Raw genomic sequence first — 16,071 nt, 5'->3', positions numbered from 1 at the left:
ATCGCGCATAGCGCGCATATTGGCGTACATCCCGGTCTTTGCTCTTGCACTGACCGGGTGTACGCCCCCTGCAGCCACCACCAGCAACCAACCATTGCAGGTGGTGGCTTCCACGCCTGTCCTGGCAGATTTAGCACAAACTGTTGGAGGCTCACGCGCGCACGTTACCTCACTCGTTCCCCCCGGTGCTAACCCCCACTCATATGAGCCTTCTTTACGCGATATTCGAGATATCGCCTACGCCCATGTCGCGTTAACTAACGGTCTTTTATTAGAACAAAATAAGCTCATTCGGACTATTGACGCGAACCTCCCCGAACCGGTAAAAGCCGTTCCCGTTGCAGAACATATCTCTCAATACGGTGGGCAACTCCAACGTATTGTCGAAGACGCATCCTTAGATTCCCTCTGGCTCGGTGTACGTATTGAAGGTGGACATGCTGGTGAGCCAGTTCATCTGAACACAACAAAGATGGTAGGCCCCGGACAATCCGCAAGTTTTATTACAGAAACTTTCGGTGCCGTTGACACTGTTTCAGATTCTCATTCTTCCCAAGCAACTCGCAAAGATTTAAATGGGCAAGAAGTCTCGACTGGTGTTTTAGGATCAGTAGAATTGCCGGCACAAGCTCATACCCACCTTTCGTGGAGTTTTGCAAAACCTGGGCTCTATGAGATAACGGTCCAAGCAGCAGACCATCAAGGAAAAACCACACAAGAACAAGTTGTTCGTTTTGCTGTTGGTGTTGATTCTGCCCAGCTTGCTCAAAAACTTGGTTCAGAGGTGAAAGTTCTCGATGCAGGACACGCAGATATTACTGCAAATATTGATACCGGCAAGATTTCTCTACGTACCGATTCACACGAAAATATCGAGTACTTAGACCCCAACAAGACCCTTATAGAAGTTCCGACCCGCACCTTGCAAGAAATACCTTCAGGTAGTCACTACCGTTTTTTGCATAACGATACGGGACAGGTGTATCTCTTAGCTCAAGCTGTTCTTGGAAAACACGTTCATGGGGATACTGACCCTCATTTTTGGCATTCTATTCCCAATGTTCAAGCTGCTGTCTCTGTTATTCGTGATGTCATGAGCGCAGCAGACCCTCAAGGTGCTACCGAGTACGCACGCAATGCTTCTGAATACGTTAAAGAACTCTCAAAAGGGCACCAAAAGTTACAGGAAATATATGGGGCCCTCAACGAGTCTGAACGAAATATCATCACCACTCATGACGGTTACCGGTATCTAGCCGATACATATCAGCTCAAAGTGGCAGGTTTTGTTACTCCTGCCGCCGGCTCAGAACCAAGTGCGCAACAGCGAGCGCGTTTGCGTCGAACCATTGAAGATCTCAATGTTCCAGCACTTTATTTAGAGCGTGGAATACTTCAGCGGACAAGTGTTCTTGCAGAAGTTGCCTCAGATACTGGTACAAGAGTGTGCGAGCTGTATTCAGACACGCTCGATGATCAAGCCCCTCATTATTTAGACATGATGTTAGCTAATGCAAACATGATACGAACCTGTTCATCAGGAAAATAATTCACAGATGACATGTTGGGAGAAGAAAATTCTATGAAAAAATTTCCTCGTTTAACCGCCGCTATATGCACTCTATTATTTGTGGGGATGAGTTCTTCTATTGCTCCAGCAATAGCAGATGAGTCTGGTTCAGAGCATCACGATGCAAATGTTTCAGTTCAAGAAAGAGCGTTAGAGCAGACGCTAAGTTCTGATGCCCCAATTGGTACAGAACATGTTGTCATTTCCCAAGGCCATGTTGATATGGGACCAAAGTTTGTTGATGGGCAGTGGCGTTTGATGCTTCACGACGATCATGGTCAGTCCCCTGTATGGCGTCATCTATCTGATGTTGTTCTTCACGGTAATGATGATGCTAAGCTTCCGGTACCAGATGACCCGCGCTATGCTTTTGTGCAAGCTTCTGCTGGTGATGATGTTTATGTTATTCCTCAGACCGAACGTTCTGGTGTTGTTTGGCCTGGATGGAACAGTCAAGACCCAGAGGTAGTTTCACGTCTTGGTGAGGGTATGACACTCACCCTAGAGAAGGTTGAGGGCCCAGGCCAGATGAGCCTCTACCTCGAAAACGGTAATTTCAGTGCCCCGCAGGTACTGTGGAACTCTGCAGATACTCAAGCTCAAGATATTTGGGTCGACAATAATAGCCACGTTCACGCAAACTGGGTTTTCACGAAACCTGGTGCATATTTTGTGACGGTTAAGGCTCATGGGACTCTCGCAGATGGCACAAAGGTCTCAGATACTGAAAGACTACAATTTGCTGTTGGCAATGTGTTAAATCCGCAAGAGCTTTTTACACAAGCAGAGTCAGAACCGGCAGAATCTTCTTCACCAGATGATGCTCAAGCGTCTTCTTCACCGGTAGCTCCTCAGTCAGCATCATCAGCTCAAGCAATTTCAGCACAAGATTCTCAAAGTTCAGGTTCTTCTATTCTTCCCATCGCATTATTTGCTGGTGTGGGAGTGATTCTTGTTGTTCTCCTGTATGTTTTCTCTCGTAAGAGTAAACGTGCTCAACAAGAAGCGCAGGAGCGTCTTCGTTGAGATATTCTTTTACTTCTTCTATTCAGGATTCTGCTGTGCAAACGCCCCTTGTGTTAGCTCAAGATGTTCGAGTTCATTACGGGCATCGGGAGATTATCTCGGGTCTTGATATGAAAGTTTCACCGGGAGAGTTTATTGCCTTAGTTGGTGCAAATGGTGCCGGAAAAACTACTCTTTTAAGAACTCTGATGGGCTTGATTTCTCCAAGTTCGGGTACCGTATCTATTTTGGGTCGGTCGCCGATAGCGGCACGTGAAAAGATTGGTTATGTCCCTCAGAAACATTACTTTGAGTGGTCTTTTCCCATTACTGTCAAAGATGCTGTTCTTACGGGTAGGACTCGTGCTATTGGGTGGTTTCGCCGCCCGTCAACGGATGATTGGGTGAGCGTGTTCCGTGCTATTGAGCGTTCGGGAATTACTCATCTGCAAGATCGGGTGGTTGGGGAGCTATCTGGTGGTCAACGTCAAAGGGTTTTGCTTGCCCGAGCTTTAGCTTCAGATCCTTCTTTATTGCTCCTTGATGAACCGTTCACCGGCGTTGATGCGCCCACGCAAGATTCTCTCAATGAGTTATATACGTCGTTAGCCGAAGAGGGTTTGGGTATTGTGATGTCTACTCACGATATGCTCTCGGCACTAACGCATTGTTCTCGTATTTGTGGTGTTCGTGGGAACCTTGCCTTAGATGCTCCTGCGCATCAGCTCAGTGTGGAAGAACTTCATCGTTGGCTTAGGGAGGCGTAATTGATTACCCCTTTGGATTTTATTCAAGATCTTTTGAACCCTCATCTGAGTTTTCTTCTTCGTGCGCTTGGTGCTGTTGTTATCGCCTCGGTTGTCACAGGAATTATTGGTAACCATGTTGTCTTACGGGGTATGGTCTTTATCGGTGATGCTGTTGCCCACTCAGTTTTCCCTGGTTTAGCGGTTGCCTTTGTCATCGGTTCTAATCTGATGCTTGGCGGGATGGTTGCCGGTGTTGTGACTGCTATTTTGGTTGCTATTTTTAGTCAGAACCAAAAGTTACGTGAAGATTCGGTCATCGGCATTTTCTTTGCGGGGTCTTTTGCACTCGGTATTGTCATTATTTCCTTGCAGCCAGGGTATTCGGGGTCTGTCCAAGATTTCCTTTTTGGATCTATTGTTGGTATCTCGGCACAAGACGTTGCAACGGCTGCATTAATTGGTGCTGTTGTCCTTCTCGTTTTAGCTATTTTTCATCGCCCCATCGTCACGGTAAGTCTTGATAAAGAGTCCGCTCGAGCTCTTGGCATTCCTGTTTTACTGATGGATATTGTCCTCTACGTTCTGGTTACTGTTTCCGTGGTTATCTCTTTACAGACGGTAGGTAACGTTCTGGTTCTTTCGTTGATTGTTGTACCAGCGTCTGCTGCTCGCATGTTATGTTCTACGTTACGAGGGATGATGTTCTTCTCCCCTATTTTTGGTGCTATATGTTCAACGATTGGGTTGTATCTTTCGTGGTCTTGTGATTTACCCGTAGGTGGAACAATTGTTTTGACCATGATTGCGGGATTCTTAGTCGCGTGGGTATTTTCATCTGTGAAAACACGTCGCGCATCGTAGAGTTCAGCTCATTAAAAGAGTGTTTTTTGAAACCACGCTGGTTTCAAAAAACACTCTTTTGCGTTATGTCATAGGTTTTATGCTCTACGCAAGAGACGATGCACAACAACGGAAGCTGAAGCCATCAGTATTGCTGAGATAATAGCCGTCCACACAACCCCAGCGTCGAAAGCATGTTGAGCTGAGGAAAGTAACTGTGCACCGTGTCCCATATGTTGTGCCACAGCGACAGCACCTCCTAAGGTTTCTTGTGCATGATGTGCATCCTCAGCGTTAAGTCCTTGGGGTAGCTGAATCTGTGACCGGTATATTGCGGTGATGATTCCACCTAATATTGTTGTTCCTAAGAGTGCACCTAACTCATACGAGGCTTCTGAAATAGCTGAGGCAGCCCCAGATTTTTCAGATGGCACGCTCGAGAGCATGAGATCATTAGCGATAGTTTCACCTGCTCCGGAGGCAGAACCAAGCATGAGGAACGCAATCATCAGCCCTAAGTTCGTGACAGCGTTATCAGAAACTGCTACCACGACATAGGCAATAGCACTGAGCATCAAAGAACCAGCAACGACCGTCCCAGGAGCAATTTTAGGTACGATTTTTACGACAGCTAAACCTGCCAGAACGGTAATAGTTAGACCTGGTAAGAGAAAGATACCGGCGTCCATGGGCGACATTCCCCGAACTAGCTGAAGATGCTGTGAGACAAAGAAAATGAACCCCGCTAAGGAGAAAATTGCTAAGAGATTTCCGACGATAGCGCCGGTAAAGGTTGGGTTGGTAAACAACCGTACATCGAGCATCGGGATAGGACGCTTGAGCTGTCTACGAACGAAAAGTACACCGCACATTATTCCGGTGATTCCTGTCAGAATGGTCAAGGGTGTTAACCCTGATTCTGCAACCGCTTTGATGGCGTAGACGATGGGGGTCATCGTTGATATTGCAAGAAAAATGGAGATAACGTCTATTTCTCCGGGGTTGGGGTCTTGAGATTCTGGAAGAATCCACGGCGCTAACGCAAGAAATGGTAGGAGAACCACAAGCCCCATCAGAAAGATGGAGCCCCAGGGGAAGTGTTCTAGCAGGAACCCTCCAACGATAGGTCCCAATGCGGCACCACCAGAAAACATTGCTGCCCAAATAGCTATTGCAGTCCTTCGTTCACTAGCGCGGGTAAAGATGTTACGAATGAGCGAAAGGGTTGACGGCATGAGCATTGCGCCAAAGAACCCGATAGTTGCCCGCCCGATGATGAGCCACGTGGCATTTGGCGAGAAAGCGGCTAAGGCGGAAGCGAGCGCAAACCCTGTTGAACCGATTAGTAGAAGTTTTTTACGGCCGATTCTGTCTCCGAGACTTCCCATCGGAACTAATAGGCCGGCAAGGACAAGAGAATATACGTCAATCATCCATAGTTGTTGCACCCCAGTAGGTTGTAGCGCTTGAGAGATAGAGGGCATTGCAAAAGCAAGTACAGTGTTGTCTACGGATACGAGTAGTACCGGTAGCATCAGCACAGCTAGAGCAGACCAGCGACGACGTGAGCTGCTTATCAGTTGGTGTTCAGAAACGATGGTGTTGGGGGCAGTTTTCACGAGTTATCTAAGGATTCTCCTATTTGAAGGTTCGATGCAGTTTGGCAAGGGATAGAGCAATATTTTTCCGGTTCCTGCGATACATGCCTAGTGCTTTATATATTGGGTGAAGAGAGTATCTCCCCCATCGTGCTTCTCGGGCATCAAAGGTTTCTCGTACTGTTACAGACCCGTCGTGGTGGTCGATAAGTTCCCAGCCCCATTCGTGCCCTGCGGGGTGACGCCATGTGATGAATTGATTTTTTTGGGCACGGGTTACGGTGAGCGTCATCTGATAGGGAAGCAACAAGAACATTTTCTCTGTAAAACGGTCTCCTGTTGTGAGTTCTGGAGTTTGTTGTGAAAGCAGTTTTTGGACGCTTCCCCCACCATCGAGCTCGCAATGTTTTGCGGGGTTGGCAATGAAGGTGTAGAGCTCTTGGACGTTTGCGTTCAGTGTTGTTTCTGCGCAGATAATAGCGGCGTTAGTATCGACGAATTGCACCAAAGGTTGAGTCATATGCTGTACTCTATCCTAGGTTTTTATCTTCGTGGGAAATATTTCTTACTGTGCGTTTGGGGCTGTTATGCTGACGTGTCAAAATAAGAGTATCTACTTTTACAGTGGTTTGTACTCTAAATAGTTTAAATCCTCGAGAGGTACTTCCCATGATTTTTATTGTTGTTAAGTTCCCTGTTAAGCCTGAAGAAGCTGAGAACTTCGTTGAGAAGCTTACTCCGTTTACCGAGGCGACTCGTGCAGAACCTGGTAATAAGTGGTTCCAGTGGTCTCGTAGCGTAGAAGATCCTTGTGAGTTTGTCCTTGTTGAAGCTTTTGAAGAGGACGCAGCAGAAGCTCACGTTAATTCTGATCATTTCCGTGAGGCAATGAAAACGTTGCAACCACTTCTCACTCGTACTCCTCAGATTATTTCTCGTGTTATTGAGGGGCATGATTGGGATGAGATGGGAGAGCTTAAAGTCGAGGGCTAAACGGCTTTAACATGAGTTTTCTTGCGGGGAGACTCAGGGAATATGGGTGTTATTTTCTCACCTCTAAGAGTAATAGCGTTTTCTCTGAGTCTTCTCGGTTCTAGTGTGGGTAATTTTCACTAGAATAAGTATGGATAGTGTAAACCCGTCTATATATAACCGACTATGGGAGATTCCTTAATGACTGTGAACCCACAGGAAACAGAAAACAATACTGCAGAGGGAGTGAATTGTCCTTCTACTCAGCTTGCGGTGTCTACTGTTATTCTTGCTTTGCGTGCTAAGGAGGGGGAATCGCAACATTCTCTATGGCTCCCATTAGTACGTCGTTTACGCGAACCTTATAAGGGACAGTGGGCGTTGCCTGGTGGTCCGTTGCCTTACGATATGTCTTTGGAACAGGCAGCAGGTTCTACCCTTAAACGTGCGACGGGGCTTGTTCCGGGTTATCTTGAGCAACTTTATGCTTTTGGTGATGTTCATCGGACACCAGATTATCGCGTACACCGTGATGGTGGGTCCTTACCTGTTCCATCGACGGATACTCAAAATACCCCACGCACTGTGTCCGTTGTGTATTGGGCGTCTATTCCTGCGACGGAAGTCAGCCATACCCGAATCCATGAGAATATCCGTTGGTTCCCTGCTGATGAGTTACCGTTGTTGGCTTTTGACCATAACGAGATTATTGAGTATGCGTTGTATCGTCTGCAGAATAAGGTGGAATATTCTCGTATTGCTCATTCTTTCTTGGGTGAGGAATTCACTTTAGCTCAATTGCGTGAGGTGTACGAAGCGATTTTGGGGCGTCCTTTGGATCCGGCGAATTTCCGTCGCCAGATTGCTGCATCTAAATCTATTATTGATACGGGTAAACGAGTTGAGGGAACTCGTCATCGTCCTCCGCGTTTGTATCGTTATGATCATTCCAAGGCTTTTGCTGATCAAGGGCCGTTGGGTATGTATCGTGCTGCAGAGCATGCAGCAAATAACCTTTAACCTTTTTAACCTCTAAGGAATTTTATGAAAATCACTCGCACTTTTGTTCTCTCAGGGGTAGCTCTCTTGGCGCTTTCAGGTTGTTCTTCTGCTGCCCCGGAGGCTGAGCCTTCACCGTCTTCAAGCAAAGTTTCTTATGCGGATGGGGTGCACGCTAAAGTTCTTTCTGTAGAAACAGCAAATACGATTAGCGTTGATATTGATGGACGGACTAAGGAAGTTCGTTTGTTGAATGTTGTTGCGCCAACCGAACATAATAATGAGTTTTCGGGGTCGTGTTTAGTTCCTGAGTCCACAGATTTTTTAAAGCAGAAGCTTCCTGAAGGTACTGAAGTAACGTTGGACTTTGATAACTCACGAGTAGGTTCTTCTGGTTATCTTGAAGCTGCGGTCTATGTTGGTGATGATTTGATTAATGCTGACGTTGTCCGTGAGGGATTTGCGACAACAACGTTCCTTTCTGAACGGGATGAGCATTATGCCCCTGTTTCTGAGGCTCAGCAAGAAGCTGCTCGTGAGGGGCACGGCATTTATTCTAAAGATGTTGAGTGTTCTCTTCCTCATGCTATCCAGCTCCATCTTGATCGAGTTCATCGGGCAGATGATTCTCAGAATGAGGAAGAACGTGTCGGTTTATATAAGTCTGCGTCAAAATTTTATAACACGTTGATGTCTGAAGCGAAGTCTCCGGACACTTGGGTTGGTTCTATTGTGACTCTTGATGCGGTTAAAGATCAGCTCAAAGAGCTTAAGAATGCTCTCGGCAAGAACTATTATGATGTTCAGGGCAAGAGTGAACGTGAAAAGCAGTCTGAGGCGAATGAGCCGGTTCGTCCTGGCAGCTAGTTTTAGCTGATTTTATAACCGTTAAATGCTGGTGGGGCGACACGTACGTGTTGCCCCACCAGCATTTAAGATTGATGTCTTAATGCAGGTTTATACGTTAGGGATGATGAGTCCTTTAGTTTGGGATACCGCACGGGAGAATCGGTCTTGGACGTCTGCCCAGTTAACGATGTTCCAGAATGCGTTGACGTATTCGCCTTTGACGTTTTGGTAGTCGAGGTAGAAAGCGTGCTCCCACATGTCTAGTTGTAGTAGTGGGATGAGACCAACAGAGATGTTGCCTTGCTGGTCGTAGAGCTGTTCGATGATGAGGCGTTCACCAACGGTGTCCCATGCGAGAATAGCCCATCCTGAGCCTTGGATGGTGGTGGCAACGTTCGTGAAGTGGTTGCGGAATCCGTCGAAGGAGCCGAAGAATTCATCGATTGCAGCAGCGAGTTCGCCGGTAGGTTTGTCGCCGCCTTCTGGGGAGAGGTTTTGCCAGAAGATGGAGTGGTTGGTGTGTCCACCGAGGTTGAATGCGAGGTCTTTGGAAAGTTTTGAAACGGTACCAAAGGAGTTGTTTTCGCGTGCTTCATGGAGCTGCTCTAGCGCTGCGTTAGCGCCAGCGACGTAAGCTGCGTGATGCTTGTCGTGGTGTAGTTCCATAATGCGTGCTGAGATATGTGGCTCAAGTGCCGCATAGTCGTAGGGTAGATCTGGAAGAACGTATTTCTCTGCCATCAGGAGAGTTCCTTTCACAAGTTGTGTTGTTTTGTATCGTGATTTTTTGGTTTCATGTACAGTTTACGCATTGAAAGTAGGGTTGTCTTCCAAGGGGAACTACAGTTCGACTTGTCGTTGAGGTTTTTTTGAGTACTTTCAAGCTCTTGTATTTGTTCTATTGAGAATACATTTATTCATGTCAGAGACACTTTAAGTGGGTTTTAGGGGAGCTTTAGAGATTCACTCCCCCACATTGTTTTCTCAAGAAAATATTGTGAATAATGTGAACAAAGTTTTCCACAACTCGTGGATAAACATGTGGAATGTTCGAATATCAGCGATTATATTGGCTTATTTTGAATAAAAATTGCTTATTTTTCTATGCAATTCGAATAATTTCAGAAATCATCGTATTAATCTTCGATAATGACAGTGGTGTAAGTTTTCCACCCTTGTGGATAAAACCTGTGTATAACTAGCCTAAAACAGTCTTCCCTTGAGGTCTCAACCATATATTTTTCCGATATTTCCACACCTAGAGCAGATTGTTCTGCCATTAAGTGGAAATTGTGCACATAGTTATCCACAAGTGGGGATAGTCAAATACTTTAGATAGATAAGCCCCCGTGATGTTTTCTACAAGCGCTCAAAAAATACCTCTAGAAGCCAAAGAAACAGCATGTCAAAAGCTTATTGATGAACACCCAACTCTAGAATCCACTATGACCCACATCCTCACACTGGTGTAATCACATAGTTGTAAGTTTTCCACCTCTGTGGATAAAAGCTGTGTATAACTCATCGCTATAAGAGACGATAAAAAAGGAAGGTTCGTCGTTGATATCAACGACGAACCTTCCTTAGAAGAATTTAGCGTGAAGACTAAGCAGCTACTTTCCCTCGAGAGAAGATACGGTCAACAGCGTAAGCTCCAGGCCCTGTAAGAACAAGGGCAACCGCCATGACTGCGTAGCTAAGAGGAAGCTCAAAGCCACTACCGCTTGCGAAGAATCCATGTGAAATGTGAACAAAAGCGATAGCGCCAAACATAGCGATGCTCGTAAGAAGCGCCGCTAAACGAGTTGCTAGACCGAGAACAATAAGCAAGCCACCAACAAGCTCAACATAGGTGGTAAAGTTTGCTGAGATTTCAGGAGCTGGAATCCCTAACTTCTCGAATCCCGCGGTAACACCACTGATGGTCTTTTCGCTGTATTTCTGCCAGCCGTGCAACATCATTGCAATACCTAGCCCAAGACGTAGAACCAAAAGCCCTACAGAAGATGAAGGTGTATTTCTTAAAATATCCATAACTTTATCTTCGTCTAGAAATACTTTCCATTACAAGTTCCTAGACGTATAAAGTAATATTTATCATGCCTTTTTATGGTGATTTATCACACTATGGCTCAAAAGGGTGTTTAAAGAGCAACGGGGCGCAGCTCAAAGATAATGCCACACCCCGTCACTCTTGAGACTCTATAAGAAGCTCAAATATTACACACTTTAGGAACCCGCGGGTGTCGGTGCAGAATCATCAACACCGTGGTCATCGCCAAACTCACGAGCAACAAAGTTCTCGATATCAAAGAGGTTATCGGTACGCTTACAGATAGTTACCAAAGTTTCCATTGAAGCAACTTCCTCCACCTGCTCTTTGAGGAACCACAACATAAACTGCTCACCCAAAGCATAGTTCTCAGCACGAGCAGCTTCAAAAAGAGCCTCAATCTGCTCAGTCACAGTCTTCTCTTGCTGTAAAGAAAGCTCAGCAATTTCTAGAACACTTGAAAAATTGTTTTCAACATGAGGAATACCTGGAATCTGAATTTCTTGGCCCCGATCGAGCTGATACTGGACCATCATCAGAGCATGTCCGCGCTCTTCTAACGACTGACGATAGAAATGGCGAGCAAGCTGAGGAAGATCCTCAGAGTCGAGCCACACTGCCATCGCTAAATATTGGTGAGACGCATGGAACTCATGTCCAATTTGTTCACTGAGAAGCTCATAGAAGTTCTTAGCCATTAGGTGTTCTCCTTATATATTGGCTCACATGCAGATAGGCATGTTTTTATGTGCAGAAAAAATACATGTTAATCTGCAATATCAATAGCTTCCTCATAAAGACTCAACAACGCTAAATCCTTAAAACCGGGCTATTTATATCCCAGTCTAAAGCACCCATACCCGACTAAGGCTAGCCCAAGAGCATAGAACGTTTAACCGTAATAACTTCAGAAGGCTTATCTCCTAAAACTGCTTCACCGATTTTTGCTAATTGTTTAACTTGGCGAGCGCCTAAATTATCAAAAATCTGCTGACGAACTTCTGTGACATGCCCCGGAGCAGCCTCTTGGACCTTCGTCAGACCTTTACTCTCTAACCTGCACATCGACACTCGGCGGTCTTTACTCCACAAGGCGCGGGTGACATAACCATTTTTTTCAAGGCGAGTTACAACTCGAGAGAGTCTCGGCAATAACGTATTCGTTTGATGTGCCAGCTCAGTCATGGTCAGGCATTGTTCAGAAGCTTCTGATAACACTGCTAAAACCATATATTCGACAAAGCTCAAACCAGAATCTCGTTGGAGTTGCGCTTCAAGTTTTCCAGGCAAGCTAAACATCACGGAGGCGAGAAACAGCCATCCTTCGCGTTCTTCTTCAGATAGCCACGCTACGGTATCAGTATCCTGAGAAGATACTTCAGATGAGGGTGTACTCACGCTCAAGCCTCCGTTCTTTCTAATGTCCGCAGTCTAAAAAATCTAACCTTTTCTATTTTAGTGATTAGTTAAGACATTATGTCTGTTTCATAAATATTTGAGGACATATATATGGACTTTTCTCATAGTAGTGGTGCCTAGACTAACAGAAGTCATCATTTATGACGCTTTCTCTCCTATGATAAGCTTGCTACCTAATACTCTATGTGGATAATACCGATGGAAAAGCGTATCGTAACTGTCCACCCGAGAGTATGGTGTGCCGGGAAGTCTGGTCGGCTCGTTTCTATATAACCCCTGTCGAAACGGAATATATCAAAGTCACACCACACACGCACAAGGAGCTATATGTCTTCTCAGACCGTCCTTTCGCGCGGCTCATATAAAGAGTCACAGCGCATTACTGAGATTCTACGCAAAGAATCTGTTGGTGGATTTATCCTACTCGGGGCAACAGTCCTCGCTCTCATACTCGCTAATACTTCGGCTGCAGATTTCTATTTCAACCTACGAGATACTAAATTAGGTCAAGATATTGGGGATTTTCACCTCAAATTGTCGTTAGGGCACTGGGCTGCAGATGCACTGCTTGCAGTGTTCTTCTTTCTTGCAGGTCTTGAACTCAAAAAAGAATTTGTTATTGGCGATTTACGCAACCCCGGAAAAGCTCTTGTTCCCGTTGCTGCAGCAGCAGGCGGCGTGGCACTTCCAGCCATCATTTATACGCTTATCAACCTCAATTCAGGTGCTGAAGCTCTCGGCGGATGGGCTATTCCTGCTGCGACCGACATTGCTTTTGCGGTAGCTGTTCTTGCCGTTATTGGCACTCATTTACCAGCGGCTCTACGAACGTTCCTTTTAACTCTTGCAGTCGTAGATGATTTGATAGCAATTATCATTATTGCTATTTTCTACACCTCAGAGTTGAAAATTCATTACCTAGCAATCTCTATTGTGCCCATCATCATTTATGCGCTCATTGCTCGTAAAGGTGAAAAAATGTTCCACCTCAAGCCGGCCACTTCGTGGCTTGTGCTTCTTCCAATCGGAGCTATCGTATGGGCGTTATTCCTTAATTCTGGTATTCACGCTACTATCGCTGGTGTTATCCTTGCGTTCACTATTCCTGTAAAGCATACCTCGCATACCCATGCAGCTGATGCAGATCACGGGCTAGCAGAAGTCATGGAGCATCGAGTTCGCCCATTCTCTGCAGGGTTCTGCGTTCCAGTCTTTGCGTTCTTCTCCGCAGGTGTTGCTATCGGCGGTTTTAACGGTTTTACGAGTTCTCTCAAAGATCCTATTGCTCTCGGTATTATTGTCGCTCTCGTTGGCGGTAAAATTATCGGCATTTTTGGTTCTACATGGCTCATCACTCGATTGCGTCATGCAAACCTTGATCCTGATATTAAGTGGGTGGATGTTTTAGGGCTAGCGGCTCTGGGCGGTATTGGGTTCACCGTATCGCTACTCATTGCAGAATTATCTTTCGGCATTGGTTCAGAGCACAATGACCACGCTAAAATTGCGATTCTTACAGGTTCTGTCTTGGCAGCATGTATTGGTGCTTTTATTCTTGGTTCTCGCAATAAATACTATAAGAACCTTGAAGCAAAAGAATCCGTTGATGCTGATGGTGATGGTGTCCCTGACGTTTTCACCGATGATTCAGACGGATAAAGTTACTCTTCTGTAGAAGTTTTCTATGAGCCCACGTTATAGCGTTTTTGTCTATAGCGTGGGTTTTTTATGTCTGTCATGTATTAACTTTATTGTCATGAGATAGTGCACACTATCCATCAACTAATCAGCAAACATACTATTTTTAGTCTTTATTAGCTAAAGTACATAACAACACACCAACACATTTAAAGGATTCTTCTTGCCATGGCACATTTAGCTCACGATGAAAACGACGAACAACCTAACGCTGTTTTCTCCCGTGGGACCTATGCAGAGTCTTCTCGTGTTGCAGATATTCTCAAACGAGAATCCACTGGCGGATTTATCTTACTTATTGCAACAGTACTAGCTTTGGTTCTCTCAAATAGCCCTACATCCTCTTGGTATTTTGGAGTCAAAGAAGCGGAACTAGGGGTGCATATTCCAGGGTTTAGTCACCTGATGATGTCTGTTAGCGAGTGGGCAGCAGACGGGCTATTAGTAGTCTTTTTCTTCCTAACAGGTCTAGAGCTTAAAAAGGAATTTGTTCTTGGAGATTTGCGAGACCCTCAACGAGCTATTGTCCCCGTAGCAGCAGCTTTTGGTGGCGTTATTGCACCAGCACTTATATTTTTTGCTGTTAATCATTCCAGTTCAACAGCAGTCCATGGGTGGGCTATTCCTACAGCAACAGATATTGCGTTTGCTGTAGCTGTTATTACGGCAGTTGGCTCTCATTTACCTTCAGCGTTAAGAACTTTTCTTCTGACGCTAGCAGTAGTAGATGACCTCATTGCGATTTTTATTATTGCTATTTTCTATACCCATAATTTTAAGGTAATGTACCTTCTACTAGCGATTATTCCGATAGTTACATATTTGTGGATTGCTCATCGTTTTGAGTATTTCTTTCATACTCGGGCTTGGGCGGCATGGGTAATCTTGTTACCTCTAGGCGTCATAACGTGGGCACTATTTCTTGAATCTGGTATCCATGCAACAATCTCAGGTGTTATTTTAGGTTTTTGCGTTCCGGTCAAATACACACCACAAGCTCGCGCAGTTCAGGCCGATGCTGGGCTGGCAGAAGTCCTCGAAAAAAGAATGCGGCCGATTTCTTCTCTCTTTTGTATCCCGCTTTTTGCTTTCTTCGCTGCAGGAGTAGCTTTCGGCGGAGTTGAGGGGCTCCTCAAGGCTCTACGTGACCCCGTATCTTTAGGAATTATTGGGGGTCTAGTCCTTGGCAAGAGCATAGGCATCACATTAACAACATGGCTGATTACTCGACTCAAGAATGCTCACCTTGACCCCGATATTCAATGGATAGATATTCTGTGTATTTCTATCACTGGAGGTATCGGTTTTACCGTCTCACTGTTGATTTCTGAGTTGTCTTTTCCGGCTCATTCCATCCACACAGAAGACGCTAAAATTGCGATTCTTGTTGGTTCTGTTACCGCAGCATGCATGAGCGGGACGTTACTTTCTCTCCGCAATAAAAAATATCGCGATATTGAAGCTAAAGAGAATGTTGATCAGAACGCTGACGGCATTCCTGATGTGTTTAGCGACGATATTGACAAGATTAAAGCAGCATCACGTCAAAAAACTCGTTAACCAAAAACCCTTTATGCTGTTTTCAAAAATATTCCAAGAATTGCTTGCAGTACCGGATAGATGAACACATCTGCACATAAGATAGCACCCAAGCTAAAGCAGAGTGCAGGGACAATATATGCGAATAAACGCCCACATCGACGACGTATCGCATCGATCATGACCCCAAATATTGCTTCTCGTCGGTACAGCATCAACAGTAGCAGCAAGACAAGTGGAAGTTGGGAGATAGTAGCCCACCCTAATAATCCAAGGCTACGGATAGGTAGTGGTTGTTGTGCTGATAACGCAATATATGTGGTGAAAGAAATTTCGAAAGTAATGATGGCAAGGAAACCTAGTGTAAAAAGAGCTAACCCCACGGGGCTTGTGAAACGCATTTTTTTGGTGTGCATTTCATTGCTATCTAAGCGGTGAGCATGAAAACGTATTCTCATAATGGAATATATTCCGTAAGTGACCAATAGCAATGCACACACCAATTTACCCACAAGAACAGGAACCTGACGGCTACTGACAATCCACGAAAGAATCTGTTTCCACGGTAAATGATTTAGAGTCTCCCCCAAGACAGCAGTGAGCAAAAGACCCCACACTACAATGCCTAAAATAATTGACAGGCAGAAAACAAAGACGGCTCTACGTGAACGCTTTCCTGGGCGAACTGAAAGATAATACACCGCTAATAATGCTGGCGTCGGATCAAAACCAGCGATACCTAAAGGTAATAACAGCCCCAGATAATTCAAAACACTCATA

General features: G+C 45.3%; 17 protein-coding genes. 10 read left to right on the top strand and 7 right to left on the bottom strand.

The annotated features are described in order from the left end of the window. The first annotated feature begins 19 nt into the window (after positions 1 to 19). The 4 genes from ACN084_RS07815 to ACN084_RS07800 are packed head-to-tail and all read left to right on the top strand — an operon-like array spanning position 20 to position 4,185. On the top strand, positions 20 to 1,549 hold the full coding sequence (locus ACN084_RS07815) for an anchored repeat ABC transporter, substrate-binding protein (protein WP_419106478.1): 1,530 nt from the start codon (positions 20 to 22) through the stop codon (positions 1,547 to 1,549). Between the two features lie 33 nt (positions 1,550 to 1,582). Beyond that, a complete protein-coding gene (locus tag ACN084_RS07810; protein ID WP_419106477.1) occupies positions 1,583 to 2,596 on the top strand; it encodes a choice-of-anchor M domain-containing protein in 1,014 nt (337 codons plus the stop codon). Further along, positions 2,593 to 3,342, top strand: coding sequence for an anchored repeat-type ABC transporter ATP-binding subunit (locus tag ACN084_RS07805; RefSeq protein ID WP_419106476.1), 750 nt, complete (start codon positions 2,593 to 2,595; stop codon positions 3,340 to 3,342). Before ACN084_RS07810 ends, ACN084_RS07805 begins: the two co-directional genes overlap by 4 nt. Next, the gene (locus ACN084_RS07800; protein WP_419102260.1) at positions 3,343 to 4,185 is read left to right on the top strand and encodes an anchored repeat-type ABC transporter permease subunit; all 843 of its coding nucleotides are present in this window, start codon (positions 3,343 to 3,345) and stop codon (positions 4,183 to 4,185) included. 77 nt (positions 4,186 to 4,262) lie between these two features. Here ACN084_RS07800 and ACN084_RS07795 read toward each other — a convergent pair whose 3' ends face one another. After that, the gene (locus ACN084_RS07795) at positions 4,263 to 5,699 is read right to left on the bottom strand and encodes an MFS transporter (protein WP_419106498.1); all 1,437 of its coding nucleotides are present in this window, start codon (positions 5,697 to 5,699) and stop codon (positions 4,263 to 4,265) included. Positions 5,700 to 5,802: 103 nt separating this feature from the next. Next, complete coding sequence (locus tag ACN084_RS07790) at positions 5,803 to 6,282, bottom strand: polyketide cyclase (protein ID WP_419106475.1); 480 nt, start codon at positions 6,280 to 6,282, stop codon at positions 5,803 to 5,805. Positions 6,283 to 6,431: 149 nt separating this feature from the next. Here ACN084_RS07790 and ACN084_RS07785 point away from each other — a divergent pair, with 149 nt between their 5' ends. The 3 genes from ACN084_RS07785 to ACN084_RS07775 all read left to right on the top strand — a co-directional run bounded on the left by ACN084_RS07785 (position 6,432) and on the right by ACN084_RS07775 (position 8,600). Then, positions 6,432 to 6,755: a putative quinol monooxygenase gene (locus tag ACN084_RS07785; protein WP_419106474.1), complete on the top strand. Its 324-nt coding sequence runs from the start codon at positions 6,432 to 6,434 to the stop codon at positions 6,753 to 6,755. Positions 6,756 to 6,935: 180 nt separating this feature from the next. After that, positions 6,936 to 7,754: an NUDIX hydrolase gene (locus tag ACN084_RS07780; protein WP_419102257.1), complete on the top strand. Its 819-nt coding sequence runs from the start codon at positions 6,936 to 6,938 to the stop codon at positions 7,752 to 7,754. Between the two features lie 24 nt (positions 7,755 to 7,778). After that, positions 7,779 to 8,600, top strand: coding sequence for a thermonuclease family protein (locus ACN084_RS07775; protein WP_419106473.1), 822 nt, complete (start codon positions 7,779 to 7,781; stop codon positions 8,598 to 8,600). Between the two features lie 90 nt (positions 8,601 to 8,690). Here ACN084_RS07775 and ACN084_RS07770 read toward each other — a convergent pair whose 3' ends face one another. After that, a complete protein-coding gene (locus tag ACN084_RS07770) occupies positions 8,691 to 9,323 on the bottom strand; it encodes a superoxide dismutase (protein WP_419102255.1) in 633 nt (210 codons plus the stop codon). Positions 9,324 to 9,931: 608 nt separating this feature from the next. Here ACN084_RS07770 and ACN084_RS07765 point away from each other — a divergent pair. Then, positions 9,932 to 10,054: a hypothetical protein gene (locus ACN084_RS07765; RefSeq protein ID WP_419106472.1), complete on the top strand. Its 123-nt coding sequence runs from the start codon at positions 9,932 to 9,934 to the stop codon at positions 10,052 to 10,054. A gap of 133 nt (positions 10,055 to 10,187) precedes the next feature. Here ACN084_RS07765 and ACN084_RS07760 read toward each other — a convergent pair whose 3' ends face one another. From ACN084_RS07760 to ACN084_RS07750, 3 genes are all read right to left on the bottom strand, one after another. Next, positions 10,188 to 10,616, bottom strand: a complete 429-nt coding sequence (locus ACN084_RS07760; protein WP_419102254.1) for a DoxX family protein — start codon at positions 10,614 to 10,616, stop codon at positions 10,188 to 10,190. 195 nt (positions 10,617 to 10,811) lie between these two features. Beyond that, positions 10,812 to 11,333, bottom strand: a complete 522-nt coding sequence (locus tag ACN084_RS07755; protein WP_419102253.1) for a ferritin — start codon at positions 11,331 to 11,333, stop codon at positions 10,812 to 10,814. 172 nt (positions 11,334 to 11,505) lie between these two features. Further along, on the bottom strand, positions 11,506 to 12,033 hold the full coding sequence (locus ACN084_RS07750) for a MarR family winged helix-turn-helix transcriptional regulator (RefSeq protein ID WP_419106497.1): 528 nt from the start codon (positions 12,031 to 12,033) through the stop codon (positions 11,506 to 11,508). 348 nt (positions 12,034 to 12,381) lie between these two features. Here ACN084_RS07750 and nhaA (ACN084_RS07745) point away from each other — a divergent pair, with 348 nt between their 5' ends. Both nhaA (ACN084_RS07745) and nhaA (ACN084_RS07740) read left to right on the top strand, forming a co-directional pair. Beyond that, positions 12,382 to 13,713, top strand: a complete 1,332-nt coding sequence (gene nhaA / locus ACN084_RS07745) for a Na+/H+ antiporter NhaA (RefSeq protein ID WP_419102251.1) — start codon at positions 12,382 to 12,384, stop codon at positions 13,711 to 13,713. Positions 13,714 to 13,920: 207 nt separating this feature from the next. Next, the gene (nhaA, locus tag ACN084_RS07740; protein ID WP_419106471.1) at positions 13,921 to 15,312 is read left to right on the top strand and encodes a Na+/H+ antiporter NhaA; all 1,392 of its coding nucleotides are present in this window, start codon (positions 13,921 to 13,923) and stop codon (positions 15,310 to 15,312) included. Between the two features lie 11 nt (positions 15,313 to 15,323). On the opposite strand, the gene ACN084_RS07735 is transcribed toward nhaA (ACN084_RS07740), so the two are convergent. Beyond that, complete coding sequence (locus tag ACN084_RS07735; protein ID WP_419106470.1) at positions 15,324 to 16,070, bottom strand: hypothetical protein; 747 nt, start codon at positions 16,068 to 16,070, stop codon at positions 15,324 to 15,326. Position 16,071: the final 1 nt, after the last annotated feature.

This window comes from Rothia sp. P7208 (assembly GCF_048512915.1).
Classification (GTDB): domain Bacteria; phylum Actinomycetota; class Actinomycetes; order Actinomycetales; family Micrococcaceae; genus Rothia.
Note: the sequence above shows the minus strand (reverse complement) of the source record. Positions and strands in the feature narration are given on the sequence as shown.

Bases quoted from the DNA above. Each gene is read 5' to 3' on its own strand.
- ACN084_RS07810 (WP_419106477.1), top strand. From the start codon at position 1,583: ATGAAAAAATTTCCTCGTTTAACCGCCGCTATATGCACTCTATTATTT.
- ACN084_RS07795 (WP_419106498.1), bottom strand. From the start codon at position 5,699: ATGCTACCGGTACTACTCGTATCCGTAGACAACACTGTACTTGCTTTT.
- ACN084_RS07790 (WP_419106475.1), bottom strand. From the start codon at position 6,282: ATGACTCAACCTTTGGTGCAATTCGTCGATACTAACGCCGCTATTATC.
- ACN084_RS07785 (WP_419106474.1), top strand. From the start codon at position 6,432: ATGATTTTTATTGTTGTTAAGTTCCCTGTTAAGCCTGAAGAAGCTGAG.
- ACN084_RS07780 (WP_419102257.1), top strand. From the start codon at position 6,936: ATGACTGTGAACCCACAGGAAACAGAAAACAATACTGCAGAGGGAGTG.
- ACN084_RS07775 (WP_419106473.1), top strand. From the start codon at position 7,779: ATGAAAATCACTCGCACTTTTGTTCTCTCAGGGGTAGCTCTCTTGGCG.
- ACN084_RS07770 (WP_419102255.1), bottom strand. From the start codon at position 9,323: ATGGCAGAGAAATACGTTCTTCCAGATCTACCCTACGACTATGCGGCA.
- ACN084_RS07760 (WP_419102254.1), bottom strand. From the start codon at position 10,616: ATGGATATTTTAAGAAATACACCTTCATCTTCTGTAGGGCTTTTGGTT.
- ACN084_RS07755 (WP_419102253.1), bottom strand. From the start codon at position 11,333: ATGGCTAAGAACTTCTATGAGCTTCTCAGTGAACAAATTGGACATGAG.
- nhaA (WP_419102251.1), top strand. From the start codon at position 12,382: ATGTCTTCTCAGACCGTCCTTTCGCGCGGCTCATATAAAGAGTCACAG.
- nhaA (WP_419106471.1), top strand. From the start codon at position 13,921: ATGGCACATTTAGCTCACGATGAAAACGACGAACAACCTAACGCTGTT.
- ACN084_RS07735 (WP_419106470.1), bottom strand. From the start codon at position 16,070: ATGAGTGTTTTGAATTATCTGGGGCTGTTATTACCTTTAGGTATCGCT.